12 protein-coding genes, 1 pseudogene and 1 riboswitch are annotated in these 15,102 nt (G+C 35.0%); of the genes and pseudogenes, 12 read left to right on the forward strand and 1 reads right to left on the reverse strand.

The window, feature by feature from the left end:
• The first annotated feature begins 193 nt into the window (after positions 1-193).
• The 6 genes from ABH960_RS22680 (at position 194) to ABH960_RS22705 (ending at position 6,591) form a co-directional block, all read left to right on the forward strand.
• A complete protein-coding gene (locus ABH960_RS22680) occupies positions 194-376 on the forward strand; it encodes a hypothetical protein (RefSeq protein ID WP_000875167.1) in 183 nt (60 codons plus the stop codon).
• A 178-nt stretch (positions 377-554) separates the two neighbouring features.
• Complete coding sequence (locus tag ABH960_RS22685; RefSeq protein WP_404448557.1) at positions 555-1,430, forward strand: PhzF family phenazine biosynthesis protein; 876 nt, start codon at positions 555-557, stop codon at positions 1,428-1,430.
• A 342-nt stretch (positions 1,431-1,772) separates the two neighbouring features.
• Positions 1,773-2,897, forward strand: coding sequence for a helix-turn-helix domain-containing protein (locus ABH960_RS22690; RefSeq protein WP_404448559.1), 1,125 nt, complete (start codon positions 1,773-1,775; stop codon positions 2,895-2,897).
• A 16-nt stretch (positions 2,898-2,913) separates the two neighbouring features.
• Positions 2,914-3,939: an alpha/beta hydrolase family protein gene (locus ABH960_RS22695; protein ID WP_404448561.1), complete on the forward strand. Its 1,026-nt coding sequence runs from the start codon at positions 2,914-2,916 to the stop codon at positions 3,937-3,939.
• Between the two features lie 186 nt (positions 3,940-4,125).
• Positions 4,126-4,229, forward strand: a riboswitch (purine riboswitch).
• Positions 4,230-4,406: 177 nt separating this feature from the next.
• A complete protein-coding gene (locus ABH960_RS22700; protein ID WP_002084433.1) occupies positions 4,407-5,288 on the forward strand; it encodes a 5'-methylthioadenosine/S-adenosylhomocysteine nucleosidase in 882 nt (293 codons plus the stop codon).
• Positions 5,289-5,763: 475 nt separating this feature from the next.
• Positions 5,764-6,591, forward strand: a complete 828-nt coding sequence (locus tag ABH960_RS22705) for an endonuclease I family protein (RefSeq protein ID WP_016135002.1) — start codon at positions 5,764-5,766, stop codon at positions 6,589-6,591.
• 142 nt (positions 6,592-6,733) lie between these two features.
• Here the strand turns inward: ABH960_RS22705 and ABH960_RS22710 are convergent, their stop codons facing one another.
• On the reverse strand, positions 6,734-8,164 hold the full coding sequence (locus ABH960_RS22710) for a YfcC family protein (RefSeq protein ID WP_404448563.1): 1,431 nt from the start codon (positions 8,162-8,164) through the stop codon (positions 6,734-6,736).
• A gap of 198 nt (positions 8,165-8,362) precedes the next feature.
• On the opposite strand from ABH960_RS22710, the gene rraA reads away from it, so the two are divergent.
• The 6 genes and pseudogenes from rraA to ABH960_RS22740 all read left to right on the forward strand — a co-directional run bounded on the left by rraA (position 8,363) and on the right by ABH960_RS22740 (position 15,093).
• A complete protein-coding gene (rraA, locus tag ABH960_RS22715; protein ID WP_002013954.1) occupies positions 8,363-8,848 on the forward strand; it encodes a ribonuclease E activity regulator RraA in 486 nt (161 codons plus the stop codon).
• Positions 8,849-9,243: 395 nt separating this feature from the next.
• The gene (locus tag ABH960_RS22720) at positions 9,244-11,100 is read left to right on the forward strand and encodes a DUF4430 domain-containing protein (protein ID WP_404448566.1); all 1,857 of its coding nucleotides are present in this window, start codon (positions 9,244-9,246) and stop codon (positions 11,098-11,100) included.
• Positions 11,101-11,156: 56 nt separating this feature from the next.
• Positions 11,157-11,972 (forward strand): DUF4430 domain-containing protein, encoded by an 816-nt coding sequence (locus ABH960_RS22725; protein ID WP_404448568.1) that lies wholly within the window; start codon positions 11,157-11,159, stop codon positions 11,970-11,972.
• Positions 11,973-12,000: 28 nt separating this feature from the next.
• Positions 12,001-12,885, forward strand: a complete 885-nt coding sequence (locus ABH960_RS22730; protein ID WP_404448570.1) for an energy-coupling factor transporter transmembrane component T — start codon at positions 12,001-12,003, stop codon at positions 12,883-12,885.
• Positions 12,886-13,363: 478 nt separating this feature from the next.
• Positions 13,364-14,003, forward strand: a pseudogene (locus ABH960_RS22735) (IS607 family transposase).
• Positions 13,963-15,093 carry an RNA-guided endonuclease InsQ/TnpB family protein gene (locus ABH960_RS22740; protein WP_404448572.1) on the forward strand — a complete coding sequence of 377 codons (1,131 nt, stop codon included), beginning with the start codon at positions 13,963-13,965 and terminating at the stop codon, positions 15,091-15,093. Before ABH960_RS22735 ends, ABH960_RS22740 begins: the two are co-directional and overlap by 41 nt.
• Positions 15,094-15,102: the final 9 nt, after the last annotated feature.

Here is a 15,102-nt window from a genome sequence, read left to right on the forward strand (position 1 = left end):
TACCGATAATGAGACGTTACGTTAACTGATCATGTATACAATATGCAACTAAAATCAAACAACATATCATCTCTCTTAAATGGTAAAATAAGGGAAGTGTATTCTAAATAATACCTTTAGAAACCACTATTTATCACATAGAAGTTACCGAAAAAAAGAGATGAAAAAGAAAAAAAGTAAAGGAGGGGCATAAGTGAAATATATTAATGGATTGTACATATCACTTATATTGATGATGTTCATTAATTTACTTAATATTACAATGTTTGATAATAAATACTCAGGGATAACAATGTATATCTCTTCCGTTATATTCACAATTGGAAGCGCATTTTTCATAAATGCAAAACGGCTTAAAATTAGTGAGAAAAAATAAAACCTCTTGCAACTCAAAATCACTTAAGTCCTCCAGTTAAACAATCTGAAGGACTTTTAATAATTTTCTAAATACATTGAGTCCCGATAATAGGACGTTATGTTAATTAGGGATGTATGGAATGTACATGTCACTTTTTATATCTACAACATGATATACTGGGAAAAAAGGGAAAGAAGTGATTGGATTGAAGATTAAAACATATATGTTAAACGCCTTCACTAAAAATACAAAAGGTGGGAATCCAGCTGGGGTTGTTTTAGACACAAAGGATCTTACAACAAAAGATATGCAAGCTATTGCAAACAAACTAAATTTCTCCGAAACTGCCTTTGTACTTCCTTCTGTAAATTCAGATTACGAAATTAAATATTTTACACCAAATGAAGAAGTTGCCATATGTGGACATGCTACAATTGCCACTTTTTCCTTATTAGCCCAAATGAAAGAAATAAATTCAAAAGTGTATACAATAAAGACTAAAGCGGGGATGCTTAACGTAAAAATTGACGAAAATAAAATGATATCTTTACAACAAAATCTCCCTGATTTTCTTACAACACTTCCTTGTAAAGAAATTATTGAATCTTTAAATCTAGATGAAGAACAACTAATACCTGATATGCCTATTCAAATCGTATCTACAGGTTTACACGATATTATTATACCTGTCAGAAAACTTTCAGACTTGTTAAAGATTATTCCTGATATGAAGAGGATTGCTGAAATAAGTAAGAAATATAATGTAATTGGTTATCATGTATTTACACTGGAAACACTATATAATTCTACAGCTCATTGCAGAAACTTTGCACCTTTGTTTAATGTTCCAGAAGAAAGTGCCACTGGTACATCAAATGCAGCACTAGCATGTTATTTAATAAAACAAAATAAAAATTTTAAAAAACATAATACCTTCACTTTTGAGCAAGGATATGTAATGGATCAGCCTTCAGAGATTATTGTAAATGTATCAACTGATTTTAATAATATTACAGATGTTCACGTAGGAGGCTTTACTTCTAATTTTCAAGAAAAACATATTATTATTTAAGAAAAATAACTTCCACTTTCGAAAATTATGTAAATAAGCTGTTCACTGGATTCTCATAGAAAACTGTGGTGAGATGAAATTTTTGATTTTGAAGCACTTCAAAATCTTAGCTAGATGGCTATGTGTCGGTACCTCACAAATCAAAGGCAGGAACATATCAAATATGTTCCTGCCTTTGATTTTATTAAGTTTAACATCTATGACCTAAATATAATAAAATTTGGAGCTTCTTTTTATGTTAGAGAGATGTTTCCTAACAGTTGATTTTGTTAACGAAAGTCGACTCTAAATCCATATTTTATGTGGAATAAAGAACATATAATAAAAGTATGAGGTGATACAGTGAGAGAGATTCATATTCATAAAATCATTGCGGATAAGAGAAAAGAAAAGGGAATTACACAGGAAGAGTTAGCGACGTATATCGGTATTACGAAGGCATCTGTCTCCAAATGGGAGACGGGGCAGAGTTATCCGGATATTACATTTTTACCACTGTTAGCATCGTACTTTAACATAAGTATAGATGAATTAATCTGTTATACACCACAAATGGAACAGGAAGATATTAAAAATTTATATCATAGACTAGCGGAAGCTTTTAGTGAAGAACCGTTTGATGAAGTAATGATGGAGTGCAGAGAAATGATTAAAAAATATTATTCTTGTTTTCCATTATTACTTCAAATGGGGCTACTTTTTATTAACCACCATATGTTAACAGAGGATACGGATAAAAGAACTGAAATTTTAGAAGAGGCAATGTATCTCTTTAGCCGAGTGCAGGAAGAAAGTGAAGATGTTTCTCTTGTGAAAGAGGCGGTATCGTTTCAAGCAACTTGCTATCTTATACTCAATAGACCAAATGAGGTGCTTCAATTACTTGGCGAAACGATACGTCCTAACTTTCCAGAGGAAGATCTAATCGCGAAGGCGTATCAAATGCTTGGAAATACTGAGAAGGCGAATGAAATGATGCAAATTAGTATGTATCAACATTTAATACAACTCGTTGCGACAATACCGAATTATGTAGTAGTAAATGCCTCAAACGCTGAAAAGGTAGAGGTAATTTTAAATAGAGCTTTCATGTTAATAGACATGTATGAAATAGAAAAACTACATCCTAATATGACTTTAAAAGTATACTATGCTGCTGCACAAGTATATTGCATGCAAGAAAATTTTGAAGGTTCATTAGAAATGCTACGGAAGTATGCAGCAGTTTGTGCGGATAGCTTTACAGTAAATAGCCTGCATTTACACGGCGATTCATATTTTGATGCGATTGATGGATGGTTTGCAGAATTTCCGCTTGGCGCTAAAACGGTTAGAAATGAGGATATTATAAAGCGAAGCATGCTACAAGGTATTGCAGAGAACCCGATTTTCGCATCGATGAAAGATGTAAGAGAGTACAAAAATATAATAGCGAGTTTGAAGTTTAAATTGGATATAAAAGAATAGAGGGAGGATAAATATAATGACTTTTGATGAATATGAAGTAGCGATAAATAGTGAATTTACTTTGCGCGGTACGATTACTAAACCGAAAGCTGACGGGAAGTATGCTGCTGTTGTCATTATCGCTGGATCTGGAGAAGTTGATCGTGATGGAACGATAGTGCCACTGAATATGAAAGGGAATATGTATAAAGACTTGGCACATCTAATTACAAACCTCGGAGTAGTTACATTACGTTTTGATAAACGTGGTGTTGGAGCAAGTAGGGGTGAATTTATGAAAGCTGGGATGTGGGATTTAGTATCCGATATAGAAGCTGTTATTGCGTATTTGAAAGAGCAACCATTTGTTGATCCGGAAAATATCATTTTAGCTGGTCATAGTGAAGGGTGTATGTTAGCGACTGTAGTAAACGCAAGAACACCAGTTAATGGACTCATACTTCTTACAGGAGCTGCGGAATCGTTAGAAGAAGCTACTAAAAGACAAAGAGAGATTATTTATAAAGAGTTAAAAGAGCAAAAAGGAATAAAAGGAAAGTTAATGCGTCTTCTCAATATTGAGAAACGGGGAGAAAAGCAGGCGCAAAAAGCAACAGAGAAAATGATAAACTCCAAAAAAGATATTGTTAAAATTGGTTTTAAGCCAATGAATGCAAAATGGCTTAGAGAGCATTTTCAGCATGACATTTATAAAGATTTAATGAAAGTAAAATGTCCAGTACTAGCAATTGCTGGTGATAAAGACTTTCAGACAGATCCTGAAAAAGCGAAGCGAATTGGTGATTATGTTAAAGGTGATTCCGAAGTACATGTAATAAAAAATATGGATCATACGTTAAAATATTTTGAAGGTGATTTTAAAGCGTTAGAATTTAAAAAGATTTATGCGGAAAGTGCAGATAAGCTGCTTCATCCAGAGTTGGAAGAAATAATTGTGAATTGGATAGATGCGCGTTTTATCTCGCAATATGCGGGCAGTAAGACTCTCAGCTCAATATTAGGCGAAGGTGAGGAAGTTGGAAGGGAGAGTAATTGTCTGTAAAAGATCGGTTGTTGTAGGTTAATCTAGTTTAGTATATGGGTTATGAGTTTTTTAGCGTCGTTATCCATTTAGGGATGATAAATCCTAACTATCTAAGTTGTAAAAGCGAACATTCTTATTATTTTTATTAAAAATGTTAACTTTCAGATTGCGTATACACTAATAGTTTGTTATATTATCAATATAATAATTTTAAATAACATCACTCGTATATACTCGGTAATATGGTCCGAGCGTTTCTACCTAGTTCCCAATGAAAGAACTGGACTACGGGTTAAAGTATTCGGTCGTTCGGTGTATTGAGACGCTACCGATCTATAATTTAGCAATGGCCTCATCTTTTGCTTAATTAACTTTGACTACCGTAGTTCTAGAAAGTAGAGATTCTTCTACAATTTCTAGAGCTTTTTTCTTTGGACCAAAACCTCGAGTATAGAAAACAACAAGAGAAAGAGGAGAGATTATTTATGAAGAAAAATCTGTTAAAAAAATATGGTGCCCTAGCAACTACTATCGCATTGTCATTCGCAATACTTGCAGGATGTAATGCTAGTCCAAAACAAGTAGCTGAGGCAAAAAGTAATCAAAACCCTATTTTAATTCAAGGCCCAATGCCAATAGAAGCTGAAAAATTTGCAAAAAGGTTAAAAAATGTGAAAGAAGAAAAATCTGGGAGTTTCGTATTTTATAAAGGAACTGTAGACAATTATCCTGTAATCGTTGCGAAAACAGGTAAAGGAATGGAAAATACAGCAGCCGCTACAGCAGTGGCTATTGAAAAATATAAGCCTATAGCGATTATTAACCAAGGAACATCAGGTGGACATGATCCTAATTTAAACGTATTTGATATTGTTTTAGGAAAACAAGTCGCGAATATAGGGTCATTAAAAACAACAAATATGGATGAGAACCAAGGGATTGAACCGGCAAAATGGATATCTATGGACTTAATGGCTTCTGAAGGAAGTGCAGGAGAAGATCCAAATGCTGAGAAAATCCGATACTATGAGGGAGATAAGGATTTACTTGCAGCAGCTAATGCAGTGAAAGATAAATATACAAAAGGTAAAGTGGTGGAAGGTACTATAGGTTCAGCAGACGTTTGGAATAATGAAGTTGATAGAATTAAGTGGTTCCATACAAAATACGGTACATCTGTAGAAGAAATGGAAGGTGCTGCAGCGGCGCAAATTGCAAAAGCTTATGACGTACCATTTTTAGGGATTCGAGTATTATCTAACAATAAAACAAACGGCGGAAAATACAATCCAAATACAGCGGCGGCAAATCAAGAATATGTATATGAAGTAGTTAAAAAGTATATAGATTCGATACCAAATAAATAGTAGTAGTTCTGTCTCAATATAAAAATGTTATCATTACTGCACAATGTGTTGTGAACTCAGAATTACCAAAATTTCTTTAATTAAAATAGATTGGTTCCTTACATGGTATCCAATCTATTTTTGTACTTATTTTTCAGAGGAAGAAGGGTTTTACACCAAAAAATAAAGACAGTTATAGAAAAAAGAAAAGTCGAACGATTTATCAAATATGCATAATTGCATAAAAAAATTGAAATTTATAAGTTAACATTAAACTACTTTTTAATTGTAAAGAATATTTTAATAATCTTTACTAGAGAAGGATATTCCTTGTGAAAAGTAGATAAACAAAAAGTGTGGAAATAATACAGAATCAATAGAGTTTTGTATTAAATAAAAAGAAAAGGATGGGTATGGCTTTCTAAAAGTTTTTGGGGGTTAGAAAGCATTTTTTAGTTAATAGCTTCAAATTATATTTTAAAGGGGAAATGGGTATATGAAGTTTCGAAATACAAAGCTTGCTATGGTTACACTATCTTCATTTTTTATTTTAGGTACTGCATCTCTATCATTCACAGATATCATACACGGTGAAGTAGCTTCTGCATCACCACAAGAGATTACTGTAAAAAGCTATGATGATACATATTATAATAACGCAATAGGAAAAACGGGTTTAGAATTAAAGAAGGAACTTCATAATATTATTGATGATCATACAAAGTTATCATACAGTGCGGTTTGGGAAGCACTAAGAGATACTGATGAAGATCCAAATAATAAAAACAATGTGATACTCTTATATACTGGGCGTTCGCAAGGGAAACTTACGAATGGTTCAGGAGTTGATAATTGGAACCGAGAGCATGTTTGGGCAAAATCTCACGGTGATTTTGGAACGACTGCAGGAGCTGGAACAGATTTGCATCATTTAAGAGCGACGGATGTATCTGTAAATAGCTCACGTGGAAATCTGGATTTTGATAATGGTGGTGTGAATCATTCAGAAGCGACAGAATGTAAGTACGATAGTGATTCTTGGGAACCTCGTGATAGTGTAAAAGGAGATATCGCTAGAATGCTATTTTACATGGCTGTTCGTTATGAAGGAGACAACGGCGAAATAGACTTAGAATTAAATGAAAAGGTGAATAACAATAAAGATCCGTACATGGGTAAACTATCCGTTTTACTAAAATGGAATGAACAAGACCCGGTAGATGATTTAGAGCGAAAGCGTAATGAAGTGATTTTTACGAAATATCAACATAATCGTAATCCTTTTATTGATCATCCAGAATGGGTAAATAAAATTTGGAATTAAAATATTTAAAGGTATTTTACTTTGAGAGAAGGGATTGATCACTATGATCAATCCCTGTTTATATCTATACTAGAATAAGTGATTTTTATAGGATTGGAGAATAGAATAGATATTTTATTAAGTTAAGTATAATATGAGTCTTTTAATACGGTCCCCACTCAATATTCACGCCAACAATAAGAAAAATAAGTCCAATGATAAACCAAATGAATGCAAGTGGAGCCATGAAGCGAATCCATTTTCCATAAGAAATGCCGCTCGCTGCGAGAACGCCCATTAAAACACCGGAAGTTGGATTGAGGCAGTTCACTACACCTTCTCCAAGCATAACAGCCTGTACTGTAACTTGGCGTGTAATATGCATGAAATCGGCTAATGGAGCTAATATCGGAATGAAAATAACAGATTCTCCTGTCCCGGATGAAATGAGGAAATGTAATGCGGCACTACTTACATACATGCCGAGAACGCCAAATACAGGGCTATGTCCTTCGAGAGACTGTGCTAGCTGATTAACAATTGTATCAAGTAATTTGCCTTGTTCTAAAATGACTGAAATACAACGAGCCATTCCGACGATCAAAGCACCGTATATGAGATTTTGGCAGCCCGCTAGAAAAGTAGAAGCGATATCGTTTGCTTTCATGCCACCTATGATTCCTGCTGCAATTGCTATGAAAATAAAAGTAGCGGTCATTTCTGCGTCCGTCCAATGTAGACGAAAAGCGCCTATTAAAAATGCAATTAATGATAAAGCTGAAACGAGTAAAATTAATTTATGACGTATTGTCCAAGGAACTTCTGTTTTCTCTGTTTCTTTCTCACTTGAAAGAGCATTACTTGGAAACCAGTTATCTCCGAGTATGCTTCCTTTATTCAATTTTTTTAAGCGTTTTACATACCAATTAATATACAAAACGGTAGCAATTAAAAAAGAGATATAAATTGCCGTACGTAAACCAATTCCTGAAAACATCGGGAGTTCTGCGATTTTTTGTGAAATGCCTAAAGGTGAGGGAGATAAAATAGTAGCATTAAAACCAGCATAAGTGCCTAAATAAATAATTGCTACGCCGACGATAGCGTCCCATTTTAATGTGCGTGCAACGATGATGCCGATGGGGATAAAGCCGATAACTGAGTTCACGATAATACCAGTCGTTCCGAGAATAGAAAAGAGTGCGGCGACAATACAAATGAAAAGTAATTGCTGATTCCGAAATTTGTTAATTACATGATAGATTAAACCGTCAAGAGCACCTGTTTTTTCAAGAATCGCAATAGCTCCACCTGTAAATAAAATTAAAAAGATGATCGGAGCAGCAAGTGTCATCCCTTTTTCAATAGCGGTAAAAAAAGAAACAAACCCTACCGGCGATTGTGGAACAGAATGATAACTTCCTGGTATTGTCGTTGTAACAGTACCGTTTGTAACTCTTTTAAATTCTCCAGCAGGAACGAAATATGTAGCAATGGCGCAAAGTAAGGCGATAAAAAATAGTAGTACGTACGCGTCAGGCATTTTAAACTTTCGTTTACTCGGCTGTTTTTTTACCTCGGTCTGTAATTGCATAAAACCCCTCCTTTTTCACCTGGTTAATTTTTAATATTCTGAAATTTATCTGTGAAATAGATTATAATAAAGGTGGCTTCTTAAGGCAATAGTTTTTCTATCCTTTTTCTGCACATACAAATTGTTGCAGCATTAGACAGGGAAACGAAAAAAATCCAAGAATATGTAATATAAAAGGAAAAGAAAGGAGGGAAAGAGATGTGGAAAACTACGGATCTATGTGATGAATTTGAAAAGGAATTACAAATATGTCGCCAGTCTTTTCGGTCTTTCGGGAAGAAAAAACAATTCTATGGGAAAATCGCAACGGTAAAAGTGAAGGATGATAATGTACTAGTAAAAGAGGGGTTACAAACACTGCCGGAAGGTACAGTATTAGTTGTTGATGGCGGAGCTTCTAAAAATTGTGCGTTACTCGGTGATAATTTGGCAGCTATTGCGGAAGAAAGAAACTTAGCAGGAATTATTGTAAATGGGTATGTTCGTGATTCTAGTGAATTAAAAAATATTAATATTGGTATTGTAGCGTTAGGGACAATGCCAAATAGAAGTGTAAAAGAAGGAAAAGGAGAAAGAAATATTCCGGTGCAATTTGGTGAAGTTGAATGGAAACCGAATGAATATGTTTATGTAGATGAAGATGGAATTATTGTTAGTGATAAAAGCTTACATAGTGAGGGATGACTTCTAATAATGGAAGGCTATTAAGCTATTATTCTTAGAAAATAAATCCGATAAAGCATGGACAAAATTCTTTGTCAATAGTAAAATAATACAGAAAATCAAAATTTGTAGAATGTATAGGTTTATCGTATTTACGATAAAGTGAAATTTTAATCAGTGGGGATTTTGTTCATCCCACTGATTATTAGCCTTCACCAATCGGGCATTTACGGGCAGTTGATCCCTACCTAACTTCTTTGCTTTCGTTGAATTTGAGGTGGGGGTCTTACTGCTCGTTAATGCGGGTAGGAGGTGTTGTACATTTTTGTTCGACACTTACAAAAAGAGAGTGTCAACCGCATACCCTTAAAGGGTCTTTTTTTGTGTGAATGTTAGTAAAGGGAGGGAATTTTGGGATGGCAATGTTAAAGAAATGGCTGCTTACATCATTAATGGCAGTGGCACTTGTATTTGTTTCTTTTGCGAATACAGTACATATTACGTTTGCTGAAGGAAAGACAGCGAAACTTGCAATTATTGGTGAATCACAAAAAGGAATTATGTTATGTCCGAAAGAAGTTTCCATTGAAGATGGAGAAACAGCTTTTAGTTTGCTACAAAAAGTTATGGGTGACAAAGTAACATCTGAAAGTATGTCATTTGGAACGTATATAAAGGGCATCGATGGATTAATGGCCGGAGCAACGAGCGGTTGGTTGTATGATGTAAATGATAAATCTGCAGAAGTTAGTGCGGATAGTTATAAATTAGAGTCTGGGGATGTTGTTGCATTTCGTTACGTTGCAGACTGGAGCAATATGAGTCAACAAACGTTGCAACAAACGTTAGATAAATTTGGCACTTGTAAAACTGTAGAAGAGCCAAAACCAGAAGAACCGAAAACAGAAAAACCAGATGGTAAACCAGAGGAACCGAAAACAGAAAAGCCAGATGGTAAACCAGAAGAACCGAAAACAGAAAAGCCAGATGGTAAGCCAGAAGAACCGAAAACAGAAAAGCCAGATGGTAAGCCAGAAGAACCGAAAACCGAAAAACCAGATGGTAAGCCAGAAGAACCGAAAACCGAAAAACCAGATGGTAAACCAGAAGATAAAGTAACAGAACAACCAAAGCAAGAGAAAGTCGAAATTCCAGCAGCACAATTAAACGAAGCGATTTCTAAAACATCAGAAAAGATGTTACAAGATGGAATTGGTAGTGATTGGGTTGCGATTGGACTTGCTCGTTCAGGTGTAAATGTTCCGCTTGAAACGAAAATAAACTATGTTAAGCCAGTAGCTGAAAAGGTTAAGAAGCGTTTAAATCGTTTTTCAGCAACAGATTTAGCTAGAACGATTATTATGATGAATGCAATGAATGTAGATCCTACAAAGGTAGAGGGACAAAATTTAGTACAAAATTTATTTGAATCAGATAAAGTGAATTCCGTTACAGGATACGCATTTACATTACTTGCATTAGATACAAAGAAATATGAGATTCCGGCCGAAGCAAAATGGAATCGAGCTGCTTTAGTACAAGCACTTTTACAAGCCCAGCATACAGACGGTGGCTGGACATATGATAGTTCAAGTAGTAAAGAAAGTGCTAGTAACGTTGATGTAACAAGTATGGTATTAGCAGCATTAGCTCCTTATCAAGATCAAGCAGATGTAAAGCCAGCTATTCAAAAAGCTGTTGATTATTTATACAAGCAGCAGCTAGGTAATGGTGGTTTTGCCGCTGATGGACAAGAGAATTCTAATAGTACTGCACAAGCAATTATTGGACTATCGCTAGTTAAAGATGTAGATCAAGATCGTCTTAATAAAGCAGTACAAAATTTAATGTCATACCAGCTTCCAAATGGTGAGTTCAAATGGTTACCGAGTGATCAAAAAGGTAGCGGAATGGCTACAGAGCAAGCATTTTTAGCGTTACTTCAGTTTAAAGATCTTGGAAAATCGATTTATGATTGGTCAAATGTAGTAGAGAATGAAATCGATACGAGACCAATTGTAGAGCCAGAGACAACTGTAGAAGAAAAAGAAGTTGTAGAACAGCCGAAACAACAAGAAGAGTTACAAAAACAACCAAAAGATGAAAATCTAAAAGTTGTTGTAGATAACGAACGAGTTAATAAAGAAACAAACAAGAATAAGAATCAATTACCACAAACAGGAGCATCTTCTCATAGTGCAGCAACACAAGTAGGTATGGGTGTATTATGTATCGCTTCTGCATATGTATTATGGAGACGTAAAGCAGCTTAACAAAAATTAGGAGCAATCATTTGCTCCTAATTTTATTATGAAAGGTGAGGGGCAGCATGAGTAAGATGAAATGGTTCATTTCTTTAATTCTTTCATTGGGATTATTAGCCGGATGTGAAGAAACGGCTGTAAAACCTGAGAAGAAGGTAGAACCGAAGCTAGAAGAGCAAAAAGAAGTAGCGAAGCAGGAAGAACAAAAAGATGTACCGAAACCGGAAGAGAAGCAAGCTGAACCGGAACAAAAACCACAAGAAGAGCAGAAAGATAAACAAGAACAAAAAGTAGAAGAGAAACCGAAAGAAGAAAAAGCGCAGGAACAGCCTGAAGTAAAGAAAGAAGAGAAACCAAGGGAACAGCCTGCTGCAAATAAACAACCAGAGCAACAAAAAGTACAAGAAGAGAAACCTCAGCCGCCGAAAGCGCCAGAAGTAAAAGAAGAAGCAAAGGTTGTTAATCAGCCAAAAGAAACACCAAAGCAGGAGCAAAAGAAAAATCCAGAAGAGAACAATAATGTACCAGCTCCGCCAACACCGGTACCACCACCAGATCCAGTAACACCAGTACCAGTACCTAAAGCGAAACAAGTCACTATCTCGGTAAAAGGAAATGAAGGGTACTTATTAGGTGCGAAAAAGGTAGATGTACAGGAAGGTGCTACTGTATATAGTGTGCTAAAGAGTACAGGATTAGATGTTGATGCGAGTGGATCTAAAGGTGATGTTTACGTAAAAGGGATTAATGATTTATACGAAAAAGATATAAGTGATACAAGTGGTTGGAAATACCGTGTGAACGGTGCATTTCCGAACCGTAGTGCTGGTGTAGTTACAGTTAAACCAGGAGATACAGTTGAATGGGTGTATGTATACTAAATTAAGAAAGGATCTTCGGTAAAGGACTATGAAAATAAATTTTTCTTCTTTACATCCTTTTGTGAATTTTTTCTATTATATTGGGGTGATGATACTATGTATGATGTGTCTTCATCCTCTTTTTTTAATTGGAGCGATTATACTAATAGTAATCTTAAATATAGTACAGGGAAATGGTGAGAAAATCAGAAAGATGCTACCTAGTACTATCGTATTCTTTTTGATGGTTATTTTATTTAACTCTTTATTAACACATAGAGGAGCGACTACGTTATTTTATTTAGGAGATAGCCGGATTAAGCTTGAGGCTTGTATGTATGGACTTGTTATGGGATTATTATTAGTTGCAATTATGTTTACATTTGCTTCTTATAACGATATTATTTCGAGTCATAAATTTTTATATTTGTTTTCAAGAATTTCACCGAAAGTTGCATTGTTAACGATGATTACAGTGCGATTTGTTCCTTTGTTTATTAGGCGGTTAAAGAAAATTACACTCGTCCAAAAAACGAAAGGTGTACAATTAGATTCAGGTTCACTCATTGAGCGTATAAAAAATGGAATGAAATTACTGCAAGTGTTATTAGTTTGTTCGTTAGAAGATGCACTACAAACAGCAGATTCTATGCAAGCTCGTGGATTTGGTGTAACGAAACGTACGACTTATATTAGGTATAGAATGGAAAGACGCGATTGGTACACGCTAAGTTATTTAAGTATTCTATTTATATCCTCATTCATATTTAGTTATTATGGCGGAGGGAAATTGATCATCTATCCGAAAGTGGAATCAATACTGTTCCAGCAATACGATGGAATTATGTTTTTCCTATTTATGATGTTTATTAGTTTACCGATTGTAATGGAAGGAAGGGTAACTAACTGTTACGATTTATTTAATCAATTATAACTAAAGTTAATTAAATATAGCAGTAAGCCCTGCTAGTCAAGTGATTGGCTAGTAGTGAGGGTTAACTGCGGGCAATCCCTAAAGCTGATTGAACTACAACGTGGCTAGAAATGGTGAGCGTGAATGTTGCGAAAGCAGAAAAAATCAATCAGATGGTGCAAGGTTAAATCCTAAACACTAGAACAATGGGTCTTCCGCATCGAATCATCTAAGTTAAAATTGATAAGATGAACGTTCAACGACTATCTCGTATAACTGACGAGAGTACATCACAAGCCTATGGTGATGGAAAAATCCTCTATCTCTAAAGAGATAAACATATAGTCTGCGCTCATGTGAAAACATGAGAAGTTCATAAGAGAACTGGCTAAGGACTTGCGCTCTTAGTTGAACAAGATAAATTTAATTAAATCTATCAAATCTCGTTGAATCTACTGAACGTATGTTCTATGGTGAATCCAATGAGGTGAGAATAATAATGAAATTTTTACGAGTTAGTCAAGTATCGGAATTAACAGGTTTGCATCCCAGTAGTCTTAGGAGAATGCACAAAAGCGGTGAATTAGTACCTGAAAAGGTGACTGCTGGTGGAACACGCTACTATTCAGAAGAACAAATCTTTCATTATCTAAAAGGGGAGCGCCCAAATAATCGCACAGTAATTGGCTATTGTAGAGTCAGTTCTTCGAGTCAAAAAAACGACCTAGAAAGACAAGTCGATAGAATGAAGCAATTATCTTAACGCGCGAGGTTATCAATTTGAAATTATCGAAGATATTGGTTCTGGAATCAACTATAAGAAAAAAGGCTTTAACAAGTTAATTGAACGCATTGAGAACAATGAGGTTGAAAAAATTGTTGTCATGCACAAAGATAGACTTGTGAGGTTCGGTTATGAGTTGGTTGAAAAGATCTGTCAACTACATGGAACAGCGATTGAAGTAATTGACAATACTGCTAAAACAGAAGAACAGGAGGTCGTAGAAGACCTTGTTCAAATCATTACAGTATTTAGTTGTAAACTTCAAGGCAAGCGCTCTAAAAAGACCAAACAGATAATCAAGGAGTTGACTTCTGATGATATTGGCGAAGAAAGTCAGACTGATTCCAACGCCTGAACAAGAAAAAGTGCTTAGAAACCATGCTGGTGCTGCAAGATTTGCTTATAACTATTGTAAAAGAATGAGTGATAGATACTATAAGCTATTTGGAAAATCTGTTTCACAGTTAGCTTTACAGAAACAATTTACAAAGATCAAGAAGCGAAAGCGATATGAGTGGTTAAATAACATCAATGCACAAGTTCCAAAACAGGCTTCAAAAGATTTTGATACGGCGAGGAAACATTCGTTCAAAAAGTACAAAAATGGTTATCACACTTCTTATAAATCCAAAAAAGATTTAATTCAAGGATTTTATGCCAGTTATGAAAGACTGATTATAGGAAAGAAAGTAGTTGATATTCAGTCTATTGGAGAAGTGAAAACAAGCCAACAACTACCAAGAAACAAAAAACCATCAAATCCAAGAGTTACATTTGATGGTCGTCACTGGTGGATTAGTGTAGGGTTCCAAGAAGACTTTGAATCACAAGAACTAACCAATGAGTCGATTGGTGTGGATGTTGGTTTAAAAGAGCTGTTTGTAGCTTCTAATGGTACGAAAGAACGAAATATAAACAAAGATGCCAAGGTTAAAAAACTTTTGAAAAGGAAAAAGTCAGCACAAAGAGATATGTCTAGGAGATTTAAAAAAGGTGTGAAAATTCAATCTGCCGGATATGAAAAAGCTAAAACTGAGCACCTTCGGTTATCTAGGATAATTATGAATATCCGAAATAACCATATCCATCAAGCAACAGCTAAATTGGTGAAAAACAAACCAATGAGGATTGTTGTGGAAGACTTACATATCTCAAACCTGTTAAAAAACAAAAAACTATCGAAAGCATTTTCATTTCAAAAATTAAACTTCTTCTTTCAATGTTTATCATACAAGTGCGAGAAGTATGGCATTGAGTATGTAAAAGCTGATAAATGGTTCGCCTCAAGCAAGATTTGCTCAAGTTGTGGAGTAAAATACGACCATTCAGTTCAACCAGAAGGACAGTGGAGTTTAAAAATACGTGAGTGGTGTTGTGTTGGGTGCAATAGCCATCACGATAGGGATGTAAATGCTTCGATAAATTTATCAAGATGGGTAAAATAAATGCTTGAT

This window comes from Bacillus sp. RC252, from assembly GCF_044909215.1.
Lineage (GTDB): Bacteria > Bacillota > Bacilli > Bacillales > Bacillaceae_G > Bacillus_A > Bacillus_A mycoides.

What these genes read in the sequence shown, in the direction of transcription:
- rraA (WP_002013954.1), top strand. Translation starts at nt 8,363, where the DNA reads ATGTGGAAAACTACGGATCTATGTGATGAATTTGAAAAGGAATTACAA.
- ABH960_RS22710 (WP_404448563.1), bottom strand. Translation starts at nt 8,164, where the DNA reads ATGCAATTACAGACCGAGGTAAAAAAACAGCCGAGTAAACGAAAGTTT.
- ABH960_RS22700 (WP_002084433.1), top strand. Translation starts at nt 4,407, where the DNA reads ATGAAGAAAAATCTGTTAAAAAAATATGGTGCCCTAGCAACTACTATC.
- ABH960_RS22730 (WP_404448570.1), top strand. Translation starts at nt 12,001, where the DNA reads ATGAAAATAAATTTTTCTTCTTTACATCCTTTTGTGAATTTTTTCTAT.
- ABH960_RS22725 (WP_404448568.1), top strand. Translation starts at nt 11,157, where the DNA reads ATGAGTAAGATGAAATGGTTCATTTCTTTAATTCTTTCATTGGGATTA.
- ABH960_RS22705 (WP_016135002.1), top strand. Translation starts at nt 5,764, where the DNA reads ATGAAGTTTCGAAATACAAAGCTTGCTATGGTTACACTATCTTCATTT.
- ABH960_RS22695 (WP_404448561.1), top strand. Translation starts at nt 2,914, where the DNA reads ATGACTTTTGATGAATATGAAGTAGCGATAAATAGTGAATTTACTTTG.
- ABH960_RS22720 (WP_404448566.1), top strand. Translation starts at nt 9,244, where the DNA reads ATGGCAATGTTAAAGAAATGGCTGCTTACATCATTAATGGCAGTGGCA.
- ABH960_RS22740 (WP_404448572.1), top strand. Translation starts at nt 13,963, where the DNA reads ATGATATTGGCGAAGAAAGTCAGACTGATTCCAACGCCTGAACAAGAA.